The sequence below is a fragment of the Terriglobia bacterium genome (genome assembly GCA_020073495.1).
Classification (GTDB): Bacteria; Acidobacteriota; Terriglobia; order Terriglobales; family Acidobacteriaceae; genus JAIQFD01.
Genome location: JAIQFD010000004.1, coordinates 282366 through 299391 on the forward strand (window position 1 = coordinate 282366; position 17026 = coordinate 299391).

Here is a 17026-nt window from a genome sequence, read left to right on the forward strand (position 1 = left end):
AGGCTTCCTGCGGATCATTCGCCGGCGGAGTCGAACAACTTGGTGGTCTGGCTGAGGCCGACTTTCAGGACAATGTAGCTGACGTCTTTGCCGACGAGGCGCCGGAAGAGCAGCTCGCCGCGCTCGTCGCCGTCCACGTCGGCAGCGTCGATCAGTTCGAGACGGCCGTCGAGATCGACATTCCGGACGTCGGTGATACGCACGTAACTCCCGTGCAGTTCGGCACTGAGGTCTTCCCTCGCGATGAGAGTGACAAAGAACTCGCGCAGGGCGACGGTGGGAGCGGCGGGTGGCCTGCGCGTGCCGGCGGCCTTGCCATGGCGGACCGGCACCACCGGGAAGAGCGCGACCCGGGCGGTGAGCACCGCTTCGACATTGTTGTTGCCGTCGAGATCGAAATACTTCAGCGTGGCTTCCTTGTAGTCCACCCGAGCACTGGTTGCAGCAAGCCCAGCCTGTTTCAGGATGGCCTGCTCCGCCAGAGCAGAGGTCGCCTTGCGCAGCTGCACCTCTTCGTCCGCATTGCGTTCGACGGTAAACAGCCGGGGTTCGGGGCCCCCGGCGTCAGAGATCGCGGGGACAAGCTCGGGCGGCTTGGCTGCCGGAGTCCTGGCGCCCGCAGCCTTCTGCTTGGCGCCTGAGCCCGGCGCTGCGGCGGGCGCAGGCGTTGCCGGCTCGGGGCGCTTGGCGGGCTGGCCACGTTTCAATACCGGCCGGTCCGTGTCTTCCTGCGGCGGCGAAGGGAGTGGTTCCGGTTGTGTCTGCGATTTACTGCCGGAGGCGCTGGATCCCTGCTCTTCCGGCGGCCGGCTGCGGCGCAGGACAGGACGTTCGTCGTCGGAGGTCGGCGACACCCCCGAGGGCGGGTGTCCCTTGTGCGGCTGCCACGTGCCCAGGCCTATCCACGTGCCGTTTTCCTGGACGGCCTGATTCAAAGTGAAAAAGCCGATGGGGTTGCCGGTGCGCTCGACTTCATAAACTGTTCCGGGTTCAAGCGCCATGGGGCGCGGCGTGGCCTGGTAGATGGAGGCGTCCCAGAACTGGTCGTTATCTCGGATACAGATGGGGATGAGGCGTGCGGCCGACTTGCCGTCCGGCGACATGACGACCAGGGCGGTCGCGCGCGGGCCGCGCCGCGCCTGCTTCTTTTGCGCCCACACCGCAGCCACCGCGAGGACCAGAAGCAGGATGACTTTGACTGCGTCCTTGCGGTAGAAATATCGGACTATGGATGTCAATGCCAAGGCACCTGATTCTAGCCTGTTGGACGAAACCGGCAAAAAGGTCTCGCTGGCCGACTTCAAGGGGAAGAACGTCGTGCTCTATTTTTTTCCCAGGGCCGACACGCCCGGCTGAACCATCGAAGCGTGCGGGTTCCGCGACGCATACAAGAAGATACAGAAAGCCGGGGCGGTCGTGGTGGGCGTCTCTCCGGATACCCCCGAGCGCCAGATGAAGTTCAAGGAGAAGTACGACCTGCCCTTTACCCTGCTCTCCGATCCGGACAAAAAGCTGGCGAAAGAATTCGAGGTCCTGAAAGAAAAGAATATGTACGGGAAAAAGGTGCTGGGGATCGAGCGCACTACGTTCCTGATCGGGCCGGACGGGAAGATCAAGCACGTGTTCCCGAAAGTGAAGGCGGAGGGGCACGCCGAGGAAGTGCTGGCAGTGCTGAAATAGGGAGCAAGTACTCGGTACTCGGTACTCAGTTAAAGTCGAACCAGGGTTGAACTGAGTACTGGGTGCTCTCTTGTGAATCCTTCTCACAAATCGAAATCTGTGCGGGGCCGCACGCTTTCGCAGAAGTTCTACGACCGCGACCCGCGCATCGTCGCGCAGGAGCTGCTGGGGAAGGTGCTGGTGCGGCGGGAGCGCGGGCGGGAGATCGCGGGGAGGATCGTCGAGGTCGAAGTCTATTTAGGGCAGGATGATCCGGCGGCGCATGCGTTCTCGGGACCGACGGCGCGCAATCGGGTCCTCTTCGGACCGCCGGGACACGCCTACGTTTACTTCATCTACGGCAACCACTTTTGTCTGAATGTGTCGTGCATGCCGGAGGGGGAGGCGGGGTGCGTCCTGATCCGCGCCCTGGAACCGTTGACCGGATTGGCGCAGATGGCCGCGCGGCGCGAAGTGCCGGCGTCCCAGCTCGGCTCCGAACGCGCGCGAAAGATACTTACCAGTGGTCCGGGCAGACTCGCCGAAGCGTTTGGCATCACCCGCGCGCGCGACAACGGCAAGGATGTGGCCACGGCGCAGTCTGACCTGCGAATCGTGAATGACGGGTATCGGCCGGAGAAGGTCGCTTCCACAGCGCGCATCGGGATCACGAAGGCGAAGGACCACGCCCTGCGCTACGTGATCGCCGGAAATCCGTTCGTATCGGGAAGCGCTACGCTCAATCGGAGGGCAGGAGAGAGGTAGCCAGCTACGTCTTTACCGAGCGAAGGCTACTGGCGCGTCGCCTGCCCCGATGCGGTGAGGACGATGTTATCGATGAGGCGAGTGGTGCCGACGAAGGCGGCCACCGCGACCAGAGCGCCGCGCGAGACGGCGGGCACGGGCTCGAGCGTGTCGTTGTCCACGATCTCGACGTAGTCCACGCGCACATCGGGCTCTTCGCCTAAAACTTCGCGCGCGGCGGCAATCAACTTTTCGCTGGAGCGCTCACCCTTGCCGGCCAGGAGCTGCACGCGCATGAGCGCGCGGTGAAGCACGGTGGCCTGCTGGCGCTGCTTGGGATCGAGATAAGCATTTCGCGAACTCAGAGCCAGGCCGTCAGGCTCGCGCACGATGGGACAGACCTCGATCTGCACCTCCATATCGAGATCGCGCACCATGCGGCGGAGAATGGCGCATTGGGCCGCGTCCTTCTGCCCGAAAAAGGCCACGTCGGGCTCGACCGCGTGGAAGAGCTTGCTGACCACGGTGGTGACGCCGCGGAAGTGTCCGGGCCGTGACCTTCCGCAGAGCTTCTTGCTCATCTCCTCGACGTGGACGAAGGTCTTCGCGCCGGGGGGATACATCTCCTCGACCTTTGGCGCGAAGAGCAGGTCCACCGCTTCCGCTTCCAGCATCTGGCGGTCGCGGTCAAAGGTGCGCGGATACTTGCCGAAGTCCTCATTCGGCCCGAACTGCGTCGGATTCACGAAGATGGAGACGGCGACGGCCTGGCATTGCCGGCGCGCGGCGCGGACCAGCGAGAGGTGCCCATCGTGCAGCGCGCCCATGGTGGGAACAAAACCGAGCCGCTTGCCGTCACGCTTGAGCGCCCGGCAAGCGGCCCGCATCTGATCGACGGTTTCGATGACCTTCACAATCAGTGGGTGAGGGCACGCTTGCGAGCCTGGATGGTCTCCAGCGTGGCCTTGGTCTCCTTGGGCAGATGGTACGACTCTTCGTCTGAGGGATAGCCGCCGGCCTCGACGTCCTGCTTGAAGCCAGCGACGGCGTTGCTGATGGCGGTGCCGATATCGGCGTAGCGGCGCACGAACTTGGCGGGCGGGCCGAAGGTCAGGCCGAGCATGTCGTGCAGGACCAGCACCTGCCCGTCGCAGTCGGGCCCGGCGCCGATGCCAATGGTGGGGGCCGAGATCTCTTCGGTGATCATGGCTGCGAGTTCGCGCGGCAAGCCTTCGAGCACGATGGAGCACACACCCGCACGGTCGAGCGCGACCGCGTCCTGCATGAGTTGCTCGACCGCTTTCAGCGTCTTGCCCTGCACCTTGTATCCGCCCATCACATGCAACGACTGCGGAGTCAGGCCGATGTGGCCCATGACCGGGATCTCGGCGTCGATCAGGCGCTCGATCAGGCGGACGCGCTTCTGCCCGCCCTCGACTTTGACCGCCTCCGCGCCGGCTTCCTTCACGAAGCGAGCGGCATTGGCCAGCGCTTCTTTTGTGGTGACCTGGTAGGAGGCGTAGGGCATGTCGGCGACGAGGAAGGCGCGCTTGGTCCCGCGGCGGACGGCGCGGGTGTGGTGCAGCATCTCCTCCATGGTGACCGGCAGGGTGTTGTCGTAGCCGAGCACGACCATGCCGAGCGAGTCGCCGACCAGGATGATGTCGATGCCGGCTTCGTCCACCAGCCGGGCAGACGGGTAGTCGTAGGCGGTCAGGCAGGTGATCGGCTGGTGTTGGGCTTTCTTTTCGAGGAGAGTTGCGGTGGTGACTTTGTTGCGGAAATCTCCGCTGGTGACGCTCACGGTTCCCTCCAGTGCCCCTCCGGCTCGGCCGGATAGAGCCTGTCACTCGCTAGGATGCGAGTAAGGACATTCTAGTCGCAGACTCTCTCGAAACAAAGCGGGAAAACGGGTCGTCGGCTAGGCGCTGGCGGCGTCTACGCCCAGGGGAAGGAAGTACTGCGTGCCCTTGATGGGCTCGGTGAGGCGGCGGAGGAGTTCCTGCAAGTCCTCGTGGCGGTCCACGAAGTCGATGTCGGAGGTGTTCACCACCAGCAAGTCGGAGCCGGTGTAGTGGAAGAAGAAGTGTTCGTAGGCCTTCACCACCTCTTCCAGGTAGTCGTCGCTGATGGCCATCTCGCTGGGGACGTTCTTCTTCTTCAGCCGCTTCTTCAGGACCTCGGGGGAAGCCTGGAGGTAGATGACCAGGTCGGGGGTGGGCAGCAGCGAGCGGAAGTACTTGTAATAGCGGTCGTAGATGTCGAGTTCGGTGTCGCCCAGGTTGATGTTGGCGAAGAGCTTGTCCTTCTCGAAAATGTAGTCGGCGACGACGGTCTTGTGATTGTGCGGGCCGACCTCGAGCGCCTTCAACTGCTCGAAGCGTGCCACCAGAAAGGCAAACTGCGCCTGGAAGGCGGCCCCCGGATCGCCGTCGTAGAAGGCCCGCAGGAAGGGATTGTTCACCGGCTCGCTGACGCGCTGCGCGTGGAGGCGGTCGGCGATGATCTGCGCCAGCGTGCTCTTGCCGACGCGTATGGGACCTTCGACTGCAATGTACCGGGGTAGCTCGAAAAGATTTGCCATGGCTCGAGACGGTTAAGCCGGAGCATATCTCGCAATGGACGGGAGAGCAATTGCGACTTCAGTAAACTTCCGGAAAAGTTTTCCACCGCATCTGGAAAAACAATTCACTTGGAAGTCAACTATTGGGAAGCAGCAAGCCCACGCCGCATCATCTCGGGCACGCTCACGAACTCGTAGCCTTCGGCCTGGCAGCGGCGGATGAGGCGTTCGGAGGCCTCGACCGTGGGCATCCGGTCCGCGCCCATCCTTACGTGGGAGCCGTCGTGCAGCAGGATGACGTCGCCGCCGCAGATACCGCTAACGGCGCGTTGTTCGACCGCGTCCGGCGTCCGGGCTTTCCAGTCATAACAGGTGACTGTCCACATCACGGGCACCATCCCCCGCGCGCGGACCGCGGCGAAGGTCCCCGGGCGACGTCCGCCGTAGGGCGGCCGGAAGAGTCCGTCGTGGCTGCCGATGGCGCCGGCGATGGCCTTGTCCGTGTCGTCGAGTTCGCGGCGGAGCTGGGCGGAGGAGGCGAAGATCAGCAGCGGGTGCGTGTAGGTGTGATTGCCGATGGCGTGGCCGCCGTCCTTGATGCGGCGCACGATGTCGGGCCGCTGGGCGACGTAGCGGCCAATGAGGAAAAACGTGGCCTTGACCTGGTGCCGGGCAAGGACGTCAAGCAGGCGCAGCGTATGCGGGTCGTTGGGCCCGTCGTCGTAGGTCAGGGCGAGCAGCTTCGTGCCGGGCACTCCGAGGAAGCTGCGCCCGTAGAGCTGCGAGGAGGGACCCATAGCCCCGTAGCCCGCGTACGCAGCGGCGGCAGCAACCATGCCTCCTGCAATCGCTCCGAACATTGCAGTCATTGTAGCCGTGCAGACAAGAAATCGGCGCGGCCGAAGCGCCAGCGTCTCCGCGCCTGCGTGTAAACTGGCGTGCTTCACGGGAAACCAACCATGCGAGCCGTGGTGCAACGCGTCAGCCGGTGCAAGGTCAGCGTCGGCGGGCAGGTCGTCGGCGAGATCGGCAATGGCCTGCTGGTGCTTCTCGGTGTCGGCCAGGGCGACACCGAGGCAGCTGCGGACTACCTTGCCGACAAACTCAAGGGACTGCGCATCTTCGAAGATGCCGACGGAAAAATGAACCGGGCGGTGACGGATGTCGGCGGAGCTGTGCTGGCGGTGTCGCAATTCACGCTGCATGGCGACGTACGGCGCGGGAAACGTCCGTCGTTCGACCGCGCAGCACGGCCCGAGGAGGCCCGGCGGCTCTACGAATACTTCGTCTCGAAGGTCCGCGCTGCCGGCCTGCGCTGCGAGACCGGGCGCTTCCAGGAGATGATGGACGTGGAACTGGTGAACGCAGGACCGGTGACGATCCTGCTCGACTCGGAAAAGACGTTCTAGCCAGCGGCCAGAATCTGGTCGGCGATCCTCGCGGCTTCTGCCGCGGCTTTGACGTCGTGCACGCGGACAATGTGGCAGCCCTGGAGAATGCACGCGATCGTCGCAGCCAGCGATCCGTGTATGCGCTTGTCCGGTGGCGCGTCCTGGCCGTCGCGGGCCAGGGTGCGTCCGATGAACGATTTTCGCGACGTCCCCGCCAGCAAGGGGAAGCCGAACTTGTGCAGCTGCTCGAAGTGCGCCAGCAGCGGATAGTTCTCGCCGAAATTCTTGCCAAAGCCGAACCCGGGATCGAGGACGATGCGCTCGCGGGCGATGCCGGCTTTCACCGCCACATCACTCCATTCGAGCAGTTCGCGCGAAACCAGCGCGACGGCGTCGGTGAGCGGCGGAAACGAACGCCATTCCTGCGGCCTTCCTCGCATGTGCATTAGGACGACCCCGCAACCGAGTGCGGCGACCGTACGGGCCATCTCGCCGTCCCAGCGCAGCGCGCTGATGTCGTTGACGATCTCCACCCCGGCCTCAACTGCCTGGCAGGCCACGCGGGCCTTGTAGGTGTCAATGGAAAGCAGTGCATCAGGCCGCTGGCGGCGGATATCCTCGATCACCGGCATCACCCGACGCAGTTCATCCTCCGCAGGGACGCCGGTGTACTGCCCGGCCCCGGTCTCCACCGCCTTCGATCCCGGACGAGTGGACTCGCCGCCGACATCAATGATGTCGGCGCCCTCGTCCAACATTCGAAGAGCATGAGCAATCGCCTGCTCGGGATGAAAAAAACGTCCCGCGTCGGAGAACGAATCGGGCGTGACGTTGAGCACGCCCATGACGAGCGTCCGCTCCCCGAGTTCGAGGCCGCGCGTGCGCAGACGCCAGGTGAATCGCGGACGCATGCCAAGAAGGTATCAGAAGCACACGCAAATTGACCGTCTGCGAGACCGGCCCCTACAATCGACGCAGAAGGATCCAGGAGCGCGAGTGCCCCTCTACGAATTCCGGTGCAGGAAGTGTGGCCACCGCTTCGAGCGGATCCAGAAATACTCCGCCGCCGACCCGAAGAAGTGCACGGAGTGCGGAGGCAAGATGGAGCGCATGCTGGCCGCACCCGCCGTCCAGTTCAAGGGCTCCGGCTTTTACGTGACCGACTATACGCGCAAGGACTCGGCCCCGCCTTCGGATACGAAAGCTGAAACGAAAAGCGAGTCAAAACCGGACGAAAAGAAGGAATCCACGCCGAAACCCGAGCCCAAGAAGCACGAAAAAAAGAAATAGGCCACGGACGCCGTGCAACCCGTGGCCGATCTCTCCTGCGGTCAGCGGCTTTTCGCGGCATCGCGCCGGCCAACACGTTTGCTGACCTTGAAGGTCAGCTTGTGGGTGGGGTCGGCGTCCACCTCCACGTGGTCGCCGTGCAGCACCTCGCCGTCAAGGATCTTCAGCGCCAACGGGTCCTGCACCAGCCGCTGGATGGCGCGCTTCAGCGGGCGAGCGCCATAGTTCACGTCGTAGCCCTCGGTGAAGAGCATATCCTTGGCCGCCTCGGTCAGCTCCAGGCTGATCTTGCGATCTGCCAGCAGACGCCGCAGGTCCTCCAGTCGCAGGTCAACGATGCGCGTGAGTTGCTCCTTCCCCAGCGGATTGAAGACGATAATGTCGTCCACCCGGTTCAAGAACTCGGGCTTGAAGTGCGCGCGCACGGTGTCCATCACCAGCTTCTGCGCCTTGCTGAGCTCAGCCGCGAGCGTGTCGTCGGCTTCCTTCTTCGCGCGGCCGTTGCGGTGCGTGTCCACGAAACCCATGTACTTCTGCGCGGCGTCCTGCAGGAGCTGCGAACCGAGGTTGGAGGTCATCAGGATGACCGTGTTCTTGAAGTCCACGGTGCGGCCCTTGCCGTCGGTCAGGCGGCCGTCGTCCATGATCTGCAGCAGCACGTTGAAGACGTCCGGATGCGCCTTCTCGATCTCGTCGAAAAGGATCACCGAGTACGGACGGCGTCGCACTGCTTCGGTGAGCTGGCCGCCTTCCTCGTATCCGACATAGCCCGGAGGGGCGCCGATCAAACGCGACACCGCATGCTTCTCCATGTATTCGGACATGTCGAGGCGCACCATGGCGTGCTCGTCGTCGAACAGGAACTCGGCGAGAGCGCGCGCCAGCTCCGTCTTGCCCACGCCGGTCGGGCCCAGGAAGATGAATGAGCCGATAGGGCGATGCGGGTCGCTGAGGCCGGCGCGCGAGCGGCGGATGGCGTTCGCGACCCGCTCCAGCGCCGGGTCTTGTCCGATCACGCGCTGGCGCAGCCGCTGCTCCATATCGATGAGCTTCTTGACCTCGCCTTCGAGCATCTTCGAGACCGGGATGCCGGTCCACTTGCTGACGATGCGAGCGATGTCCTCCTCGTCCACTTCTTGCTTCAACATGCGATTGCCCTGGGCCTTGCCGTCCATGGTGGCGTTGAGCTGGTCCAGTTCCCGCTGCAGCTGGGGCAGCTCCGCGTACTGGATCTGCGACGCGCGGGTGTAATCGCCCTTGCGGACCGCCTCCTGCTGGTCCTGCTTGAGCTGCTCCACCTTTTCCTTGAGCTCACGGACGCGGTTGATGGCGGACTTCTCCTGCTCCCAGCGCGCGCGCAGCGAGTCGATCTGCTCGCGCAGCCGAGCCAACTCGCGTTCCGCGCCGGCCAGCCGCTCGCGCGAGTTCGGGTCATCCTCGCGGGTCAGCGCCTGGCGTTCGATCTCAAGGTTGGTAGCGCGGCGCTGGAGCTGGTCGATCTCCGCCGGCACCGAGCCGATCTGCATGGAGAGCGCGGCCGCGGCTTCATCCATCAGGTCGATGGCCTTGTCGGGCAGGAAGCGGTCGCTGATGTAACGGTGCGAGAGCGTCGCCGCCGCAACGATGGCGGAGTCCTTGATGCGTACCCCGTGATGCACCTCGTACTTGTCCTTCAGGCCGCGCAGGATGGCGATGGTGTCCTCGACGTTCGGCTCACCGACGAATACCGGCTGGAAGCGCCGCTCCAGCGCCGCGTCCTTCTCGACATGCTTGCGGTACTCGTTGAGCGTGGTGGCCCCGATGCAGCGCAGGTCACCGCGCGCCAGCGCCGGCTTCAGCATGTTGGAGGCGTCGATCGCGCCCTCCGCGGCGCCTGCGCCGACCAGCGTGTGCAGCTCGTCGATGAACAGGATGATCTGCCCTGCGGAGTCCTCGATCTCCTTCAGCACAGCTTTCAGGCGATCTTCGAATTCGCCGCGGTACTTGGCGCCCGCCAGCATCCCGCCCAGGTCGAGCGCTACCAGACGCTTGTTCTTCAGCACTTCCGGGACGTCACCGGAGACGATGCGCTGCGCCAGGCCCTCGACGATGGCGGTCTTGCCCACGCCGGGCTCGCCGATGAGTACAGGATTGTTCTTGGTGCGGCGGGAAAGCACCTGCACCACGCGGCGGATCTCCTCGTCGCGTCCGATCACCGGGTCGAGCTTGCCGCGGCGGGCCAGGTCGGTAAGATCGCGCGCGTAGCGCTGCAAGGCCTGGTACTTTGCCTCGGGGTTCTGGTCGGTCACCCGCTGCGAGCCGCGAACGGAGGTAAGCGCGTTGAGAATGGCGTCGTACGCGCCGCCCTGCGCCGCCAGCAGGCGCTGCGCCGTGTCGCCCTCCTGCCGCGCGATGGCCAGCAGCAGGTGCTCCGTGGAGACGTACTCGTCCTTGAAATGGTCGGCTTCCTTGAATGCCTGCTCGAAGACGCGGTTCAGCGGCTGCGACAGCGTCGCCTGGTGCCCGCCGCCGGCGGACACTCTGGGCAAGCCGTCCATCTCGCGCTGAGCCTCGGCCAGGACGGCCTCGGCGCTGATGCCGATCTTGGCCAACACCGGCGGAACGATGCCCTCCCGGTCCGACAGCAGCGCGGCCAGCAAATGCACGGGCAGCAGTTCGCTGTTGCTGTGCTGCGAGGCCAGCTCGTTGGCTCCCTGTACGGCCTCCTGCGCCTTGAGCGTCAATTTGTCCCAACGGATCGCCATTGTCTTTACCCTCTACCTGTTATCGAATCTTCAAAACAAAGCGGGAGGCGGGCTTCCGCGCCGCATCTCCCGCTGATGACTGACGACCTGCGACCGCTCAGGCCGCCTTGCCGGCGCCCTTCTCGGCAGACTTGCCCTCGATCTGCTTGCCTGTACCGATGCCCACCTTGATCTGCTTCGGCTTGGCTTCGGCCTTCTTGGCCAGCCGGATCTTGAGCACTCCGTTCTCGAATTCGGCGTTGGCCTGCTCCGGATCGACGGTGTTGGGCAGCGCGAAGCTGCGCGCGAACGAACCGTAGCGCCGCTCGATGCGATGGAAATTCTCTTCCTTCTCTTCCTTCTCGAACTTCCGCTCGCCTCGAATGGTCAGAGTATTGTTCTCCAGCCGGACGTCGATGTCCCTCTGCTCCACGCCCGGGACTTCCAGCTTCAGCGTGATGGCATGCTCGTCCTCGTAGACGTCCACCGGGGGAATAAAGTTGCCGGTCGTCATCAGCTCATCTTCGCGGCCGGGACCGAAGTCCTGGAACAGCCGGTTCATGCGGTCCTGAAAATTGCTGAGTTCGCGGAACGGGTACCAACGAGTCAAAACAGTCATGATGCTTCCCTCCAACATGGGTCTGATTCAACTGATGTAGATGACTACTTCAGTGCGTACGAAGCATAAAATCTTAGTGTATTGTTGTCAAGCAATGGATGTGATTGTAGTTCAATAAGTTACCGTCATCTTATTGCTTGCTATTTGCTTGAACGATTGATTTGTCGCCGTCTGAACGTCGGGCGCGTGGTTTGCCCAGAGGCGCCGCACAGGACAGCGGAGCCTGCGGGTCAATCAACGGCCAAGATCAGGCACTTCAGGTACGAGGTTTCGGGGATGCCTAACACGACTGGGTGGTCCTGCGCCTGCCCTCGCTTCTCGAGAATGCGAGCCGTGCGCCGTGCATCGAGGGCAGCGTCGGTGAGCATGGCCAGGAAATCGGCCTCGCTGACGTGATAGGAGCAGGAGCAGGTGACCAGAATCCCGCCGGGCCGCAGCATCTTCAGCGCGCGCAGATTGAGCTCCTTGTAGCCGCGCAGGGCGGTGTCGAGGACGCGCCTGGTCTTAGCGAAGGCCGGGGGATCGAGCACGATGGTGTCGTACTGCTTGCCGCTGTCGGAGTAGTCGCGCAACAGGTCGAAGGCGTTGGCCTCGATCCACTCGATCTCGCAGCCGTTCAGGGACGCGTTCTGGTCGGCCAGCTCCAGCGCGGGGCGCGAGCTGTCCACGCCGGTCACGCTGCTGCATTGGGACGCCAGGTGAAGCGCGAAGCCGCCCTGGTAGCAGAAAACGTCCAGTGCCTCGCCCTGGGCGTAGCGCGCGGCGGCAGCGTAGTTTTCCCGCTGGTCGAGGAAGGCTCCAGTCTTCTGACCCGCAGCGGCATCGAAGTGGAACTTGACGCCGTTCATGGTGATGACAGTCTGCGTCTTTACTCCGCGCAACGTTCCAGTCTCAGCCGCAGGCAGTTGCTCCAAGTCGCGGATGCGCGGCTCCACCCGTTCGACGATGCTGGCGGGCAGAAGTTCCTCCCAGAGCTGCGCCGCGAGTTCATCCTTTCGCTGGTCCATGGCCTGGGTCAGCGCCTGCAGAGAGACGATGTCGCTGTAACGGTCCACGATCAGCCCCGGCAGCGCGTCGGCTTCGCTGAACACGATGCGATAAGTGTCGCTCTCCCGCACCACTCGCTTCCGGTATTCGATCGCCGCGTGCAGCCGCTCCTTGAGCAACTGCGGCAGCTCGGTGGTGGAGAGCAGCTTCGGGGACACCATGCGCAGAGCGATCTGGGAGGCCGCGCTGTACAACGCCGTGCCCAACATCTTCCCGCGGTGATCATTTACCGCGACCATGGCTCCGGCGGGTGCGCCATCTGCGTCAGCGATATCGGAACGGTACACCCACACGTGCCCTGCCTTCAGGCGCGCAGCCCCCTTCGCGGTGATCTTGACGACAGGATTATCGGGATGGGCGGTCTTGCTGGACATCCGCGTTCCGCAGCTCTGGCTGGAATCTCGAAGACCCGGATCTAATGTGCGGCCGGCGCCTCGGCCTGATGCAGCTCGGCGAGCTGGCGCTGGAGCTCGGAGAGCGCCTCGGAGGTGAGTTGTTCGTCCTCGAAGCTCGGGACGGCCTCGTAGTTCATCCGCCGCCCTGCCTTCACTTCCCCGGCGAAGGCGTGCTTGTAATCGGCATTCGGTACCTGGACGGTATCGAGAGCGTGCCCGGTGTCGGCGTCGAAGTAGCGCTTGCGGCACATCCCGTCCGTGTTCTGCATGAAGACGAACACCGAACCGTAGCCGCTGTCCGAAAGATAGAGCCAGACGGAGCCGGCGACGATCTTCCTGGGCGGGCCTTCGTCCGGCGCCTGGACTGCGTGCTTTGATTCGTCGTAGTACAGGATGCGCTGGCAGCTGTCGCAGGCGATGATCTGCTCGTTGGTGCGGACCTCGTTGTACGTCTGCGGACGCAGCATCACCTGGCAGGCGCTGCACTTATGGTCGCGCGCCTCCGCCAGCGCGGTCTTGCGCACCCCGATCACGCGGTCGTAGTAGGCCAGGTGGTCAGGCGCAATCTCTCGGCGCAGGGCGTCACGCTTGGCGTTCCATTGGGCGAGTTCGGCTTCGTCCTTGGCGGTCACGGCCCGTGCTTCCGCTTTCTCCTTCTCGATGTCGGAGATCTCGGCCTTGAGCTCAGCCTCAGCCGCCTTCTGTTTCTTTTCCAGTTCTTCGTTGCCGACCATGCCTTCGAGGATCCGGTCCTCGCAAGCGCGGATCTCCTGATCGGCGAACTGGATCTCGTGCATCAGGGCGCGATACTGGTCGTTGGTCTTCACCGCCAGCGACTGCTCGCGGTACTTGGAGATCTTCTGCTGTTCGTCCTGGATCTTCTGTTCCTGCTTGCGACGGTCGCTCAGGTTGGCGGAGATTGCAGCCTTGAACTTCTCCACCTGGGCCTTGGTGTCGGCTAACTGGGCCTCGATGGCGGCCACACGTCTGGGCAGGGCGGCGACCTCGGCGGTCAGGCGCGCGATCTCGCGTTCGACGCCCTGCAGCTCAATCAGTTTTTCCAGGTCTGGGTTCATCAGGGGGAGCCTGTGGAAATTCTATCACGCGCCGCGTCGGCACTCTCCCGCGGATGCGCCCGGAAGAATCCGGTGTATGATGCGCAGCAACGGGGGATTCCGGCCATTGGATCTGGGCGTGATTTCGCGGAGGAGCCGATGTGATCCGCGATTCCTACGAGCGGACGCAACAAGGATGTGCGCTTGCTCATCCAAGCAGGTGGCGGAAGCCTGCGTTGCGAACGGGTTTCGGCAAGAGGAGGACGGCGTTCAACGCCGTAAGGGGCCAAGCATGGAGATCCCGGAACGTTTGCAGGAACCGCACAAACCTTCATCCGACGACCAGCTCGAAGAACTCCGCAAGATTCGCCGGCTGCAGATGATGATGAACATGGTCATGTCTGTCATCAGCCAGGACGAGAACCTCACGGTCGAAGAGGCGTCGGAGCTGGTGGCCAGCACCAAACGCGCCGCGCTGGCCATGTTCCCGGACAAGGAATTCGCCTTCGACATCCTCTACAAGCCGCGCCTCGAGCGGCTCATGAAGGAACGATTCAGGATCCAATAGCAAACCACAGATCCTTCGCGCTTCGCGCTCAGGATGACGCCGCCGGACTCGGACGCCCGGCGAACGGCGTCACTTCTGCGGCGGGCGCTCGATGCGCTGCAGGCGGAAGGTGAGCGTCCCCCAGAACATGCGCGCGCGCATCTGCACCGGGATGCGGGCGGCGTCATCCGAGAACCAGATCCAGACCTTGCCGCGATCCTTCAGCACGCCCGAAGACGCGGTAGGCTGGACGCGGATGGTGCGGAATGTCCCCGCCGGGACCTTCACTTGTTCCCGTGCCTCTGCACGCACTTCCACGGTCTGGGTGATGTTGCCGTCATTGAGGGGAAAGGTGTAGGTCATTCCCGGTTGCAGCGGCAGCGTGCCCACGTAGTAGACGGCTGTGAGCACATCGGTCGCGCACGACGGGATCTCGTTCTCCACGTGCTTGCTCTCACCCGACTTCAGGTTCTTCTCGTCGAGGGCGGCCTTGCTTCGCGCGTAATCGAAGTGGATGTTGGTCTTGCGTCTGCGGAAGCCTTCCTCGGTGTGCTTGAGCAGGTGCGAAGTGCAGAAAGTCTTGGGATCGAAGCTGGACTCGAAGCGGTCGCGTACCGTGTACAGCAGCGACACGAACCCCGTGGAATCGGCGGTCCCGTAGACGTGCTGTTCGCCGCCGGCTCCCGGCTGCATGCGCAGTGTCGCCGTCCCCGCCGTCCAGATCTTCCACTCGGCGTCGTACACGTAAGTCTCAAAGTCCGGCCAGTGATGGTCCGGCTCAGGCGCGCGAATGTTGGCCGTGGGCCCGATAGTGGCAGCCTCCTGCGACAACGCCTGGGGACTCGGCGCCGCCGCCTTAGATTGCAAGGCAAGCCCGGCCAGCACTGCGAGCCCAAGCATCCAGTGCGCCCAGTTCCCCACAGATCTCGGAAACGCGATCAGAAGTCCTCTAATAAAACCTTAGCTTGATCACCAGGGCCACAATCATCGCGATCGCGCCCAGCAATGCATTGTACTCGCGGTGCTTCAGGTAGCGTTCCCGCGAGAACTCCCCGGGCGCGCCCGCCGGAGTCGATCGGGGAAGCAATCGCGGGACACGCGCCGCATATTCGTCGAAGCCCTGCAGGTTAGTCCGCAGCCAGGCTTCTTCCCAGCGGATCACGGGGATGTAAACCACCAGCAAGATGGCTGCCATGCCCACGGCGATCCAAATGCTGCGCGCGGCCAGCGCAAAGCCAGCGCCGAGGAGGATCGATCCGAGATAGAGCGGGTTCCGCGTGTAGGCGTACGGCCCGGATTGCGTGATCTCCTCTGCTTTGGTCACGTGACCAGAAGCCCAGGCGCGCAATCCCAGCCCGAGAGCCGCCACCGCGCCGCCAGCGCCGATGGACATCCACGTCGGCCGGGCCAACCACAGGTAGACCCCCGCGAACGCGAATCCCATGGGGATGCGGATGCGCCGCGCCAGTTTTCCCCAATCACGCATGCGGCGGCTCCAGCAATTGCCGGGCAGCGGCGCTCACCTCGTCGGCGGTGATGCTCAGCAGCCCGGGGTCGGAGCCGGCGCGATGTGAATAGGACGTCTCGCTCGTCCGGCTGCGCAGGACGATGCTCCGCGTGCCGTAGGGGCCGTTGCGCGCGGGATCGGTCGGGCCAAAAATCGCGACCACCGGGACGCGCAGCGCCGCCGCCATGTGCATCGGTCCGCTGTCACCGCCAACGAACAGCCGCGCCCGCCGGGTCAGCGCCACCAGTTCTCCCACCGAGCACTGGATCGCCTGAGACGTAGCGCCGCTCGCGCCCACCACGCTTCTCGCCAACTCTTCCTCGCCGGGACCGAAGTTCACCAGCGCGGTCAGGCCGTCCGCAGCCAGTGAGCGCGCGACCTGCCCATACCTCTCGCCGGGCCACACCTTCGCGCCCCACCCGGCGCCGGGGCTGATCACCACGAACTCGCGGATGGCGCGGCGCCGCAGCTCGGCCTCGCACCAGGTCTCGGTGGCGGCGGCGCGAGGGAGGAGATCATGGGTCGCGATCTGCGCGCCGTGGGCCAGGGTGGCGACAAGTTCAAGGTTCTGCTCCACTACGTGCGCTGCGCTCGTCTCCACACAGCGTGTGTACAACATCGCAGCCACACGCTCCTTCGGCCGGGCAAAGCCGGCCACGGTAGGTGCGCCGCTCCAAGATGCGAAGAAAGCTGACTTCACCAGGCCCTGGAAATCGATGGCCGCATCGTAGCGCAACGCTGTCAGCTCGCCCGAAACCACGCGCACTTCTCTCCACGTCTCGCCGGAGAACAGCGCCGCACGCCACGCTTTCGTGTCCACAAGATGGAGTTGATCGACGAGCGGCTTCTCCTGTGCGCCCGCGGGACCCCCCGCGCCTGTCGCCGACAGCAGCTCGGCCCAGCGCTGTTCGACCACCCAGCCGATGCGCGCACCGGGGATCGCGCGGCGCAGTGCGGCGACCGCAGGCAGGGCGTGCACCACGTCGCCCATCGCGCCCAGCCGCACGATCAGGATTCTTTCCATCGCCGCAGCATGTCGCTGGTGGAGTGGTCCTTGGAATCGCCGACGATGGCCACCCTCCCCCCGCACTCCAGCACCGTGTCGCGCTCGGGGACATCGTCGGCGGTGTAGTCGGTGCCCTTGGCGTGAACGTCAGGCCGGATGTCGCGGATGAGCGCGCGCACGTCCGGCTCGGGGAAGATCACCACGGCGTCCACGTCGGCAAGCGCGGACAGGATCTCGGCGCGCTCCGCGGCGGGCATGCGTGGACGGCCCGATCCCTTGAGAACGCGCACCGTGTCGTCGGCATTGACGCCCACGACGAGTTTGCCTCCCAACTGCTTGGCGCCGTGCAGGTAGCGTACGTGTCCTACGTGAAGCACGTCAAAACACCCATTGGCCAGCACGATACGCTCGCCTCCACGCCGCCACTCGGCGACGAGGCGCTTGAGTTCTTCGCGATCGAGGATCTTGTCCATGGAGGTG

19 protein-coding genes are annotated in these 17026 nt (G+C 64.2%); 5 read left to right on the forward strand and 14 right to left on the reverse strand.

What is annotated here, in order from left to right; all coding sequences use genetic code 11:
- Positions 1 to 14 precede the first annotated feature (14 nt).
- Positions 15 to 1244: a hypothetical protein gene (locus tag LAN37_11600; protein ID MBZ5647852.1), complete on the reverse strand. Its 1230-nt coding sequence runs from the start codon at positions 1242 to 1244 to the stop codon at positions 15 to 17.
- Here LAN37_11600 and bcp point away from each other — a divergent pair.
- A complete protein-coding gene (gene bcp, locus LAN37_11605) occupies positions 1228 to 1680 on the forward strand; it encodes a thioredoxin-dependent thiol peroxidase (protein ID MBZ5647853.1) in 453 nt (150 codons plus the stop codon). The two genes, LAN37_11600 and bcp, sit on opposite strands and share 17 nt — an antisense overlap.
- A 99-nt stretch (positions 1681 to 1779) precedes the next feature.
- Positions 1780 to 2424: a DNA-3-methyladenine glycosylase gene (locus tag LAN37_11610; GenBank protein ID MBZ5647854.1), complete on the forward strand. Its 645-nt coding sequence runs from the start codon at positions 1780 to 1782 to the stop codon at positions 2422 to 2424.
- A gap of 26 nt (positions 2425 to 2450) precedes the next feature.
- Here LAN37_11610 and panC read toward each other — a convergent pair whose 3' ends face one another.
- From panC to LAN37_11630, 4 genes are all read right to left on the reverse strand, one after another.
- Positions 2451 to 3317, reverse strand: a complete 867-nt coding sequence (gene panC, locus LAN37_11615) for a pantoate--beta-alanine ligase (protein ID MBZ5647855.1) — start codon at positions 3315 to 3317, stop codon at positions 2451 to 2453.
- Between the two features lie 2 nt (positions 3318 to 3319).
- On the reverse strand, positions 3320 to 4207 hold the full coding sequence (gene panB / locus LAN37_11620) for a 3-methyl-2-oxobutanoate hydroxymethyltransferase (protein MBZ5647856.1): 888 nt from the start codon (positions 4205 to 4207) through the stop codon (positions 3320 to 3322).
- Positions 4208 to 4324: 117 nt separating this feature from the next.
- Positions 4325 to 4987 (reverse strand): deoxynucleoside kinase, encoded by a 663-nt coding sequence (locus LAN37_11625; GenBank protein MBZ5647857.1) that lies wholly within the window; start codon positions 4985 to 4987, stop codon positions 4325 to 4327.
- Between the two features lie 119 nt (positions 4988 to 5106).
- Positions 5107 to 5826 (reverse strand): polysaccharide deacetylase family protein, encoded by a 720-nt coding sequence (locus LAN37_11630; protein ID MBZ5647858.1) that lies wholly within the window; start codon positions 5824 to 5826, stop codon positions 5107 to 5109.
- Between the two features lie 99 nt (positions 5827 to 5925).
- On the opposite strand from LAN37_11630, the gene dtd reads away from it, so the two are divergent.
- Complete coding sequence (gene dtd / locus LAN37_11635; protein MBZ5647859.1) at positions 5926 to 6375, forward strand: D-tyrosyl-tRNA(Tyr) deacylase; 450 nt, start codon at positions 5926 to 5928, stop codon at positions 6373 to 6375.
- Here dtd and folP read toward each other — a convergent pair.
- Complete coding sequence (folP, locus tag LAN37_11640) at positions 6372 to 7202, reverse strand: dihydropteroate synthase (GenBank protein ID MBZ5647860.1); 831 nt, start codon at positions 7200 to 7202, stop codon at positions 6372 to 6374. The genes dtd and folP overlap by 4 nt on opposite strands.
- A 151-nt stretch (positions 7203 to 7353) precedes the next feature.
- Here folP and LAN37_11645 point away from each other — a divergent pair, with 151 nt between their 5' ends.
- Entirely contained in the window at positions 7354 to 7647 is a 294-nt protein-coding gene (locus LAN37_11645; GenBank protein ID MBZ5647861.1) for a zinc ribbon domain-containing protein, read from the forward strand.
- Positions 7648 to 7688: 41 nt separating this feature from the next.
- Here the strand turns inward: LAN37_11645 and clpB are convergent, their stop codons facing one another.
- The 4 genes from clpB to LAN37_11665 all read right to left on the reverse strand — a co-directional run bounded on the left by clpB (position 7689) and on the right by LAN37_11665 (position 13507).
- Positions 7689 to 10391, reverse strand: a complete 2703-nt coding sequence (gene clpB / locus LAN37_11650; protein MBZ5647862.1) for an ATP-dependent chaperone ClpB — start codon at positions 10389 to 10391, stop codon at positions 7689 to 7691.
- A gap of 97 nt (positions 10392 to 10488) precedes the next feature.
- Positions 10489 to 10989, reverse strand: a complete 501-nt coding sequence (locus LAN37_11655) for an Hsp20/alpha crystallin family protein (GenBank protein MBZ5647863.1) — start codon at positions 10987 to 10989, stop codon at positions 10489 to 10491.
- A 230-nt stretch (positions 10990 to 11219) separates the two neighbouring features.
- Positions 11220 to 12410 (reverse strand): class I SAM-dependent rRNA methyltransferase, encoded by a 1191-nt coding sequence (locus LAN37_11660; protein ID MBZ5647864.1) that lies wholly within the window; start codon positions 12408 to 12410, stop codon positions 11220 to 11222.
- 41 nt (positions 12411 to 12451) lie between these two features.
- A complete protein-coding gene (locus LAN37_11665) occupies positions 12452 to 13507 on the reverse strand; it encodes a hypothetical protein (GenBank protein ID MBZ5647865.1) in 1056 nt (351 codons plus the stop codon).
- Positions 13508 to 13778: 271 nt separating this feature from the next.
- On the opposite strand from LAN37_11665, the gene LAN37_11670 reads away from it, so the two are divergent.
- Positions 13779 to 14054: a hypothetical protein gene (locus tag LAN37_11670; protein ID MBZ5647866.1), complete on the forward strand. Its 276-nt coding sequence runs from the start codon at positions 13779 to 13781 to the stop codon at positions 14052 to 14054.
- A gap of 69 nt (positions 14055 to 14123) precedes the next feature.
- Here LAN37_11670 and LAN37_11675 read toward each other — a convergent pair whose 3' ends face one another.
- Genes LAN37_11675 through LAN37_11690 form a run of 4 tightly spaced genes read right to left on the reverse strand, consistent with a single transcriptional unit; the run spans position 14124 to position 17019 of the window.
- On the reverse strand, positions 14124 to 14933 hold the full coding sequence (locus LAN37_11675) for a DUF3108 domain-containing protein (GenBank protein MBZ5647867.1): 810 nt from the start codon (positions 14931 to 14933) through the stop codon (positions 14124 to 14126).
- Between the two features lie 49 nt (positions 14934 to 14982).
- Positions 14983 to 15519 (reverse strand): isoprenylcysteine carboxylmethyltransferase family protein, encoded by a 537-nt coding sequence (locus LAN37_11680; protein MBZ5647868.1) that lies wholly within the window; start codon positions 15517 to 15519, stop codon positions 14983 to 14985.
- The gene (gene waaC / locus LAN37_11685; GenBank protein ID MBZ5647869.1) at positions 15512 to 16564 is read right to left on the reverse strand and encodes a lipopolysaccharide heptosyltransferase I; all 1053 of its coding nucleotides are present in this window, start codon (positions 16562 to 16564) and stop codon (positions 15512 to 15514) included. The genes LAN37_11680 and waaC overlap by 8 nt, the downstream gene beginning before the upstream one ends.
- Positions 16549 to 17019 (reverse strand): adenylyltransferase/cytidyltransferase family protein, encoded by a 471-nt coding sequence (locus tag LAN37_11690; GenBank protein MBZ5647870.1) that lies wholly within the window; start codon positions 17017 to 17019, stop codon positions 16549 to 16551. The genes waaC and LAN37_11690 overlap by 16 nt, the downstream gene beginning before the upstream one ends.
- Positions 17020 to 17026: the final 7 nt, after the last annotated feature.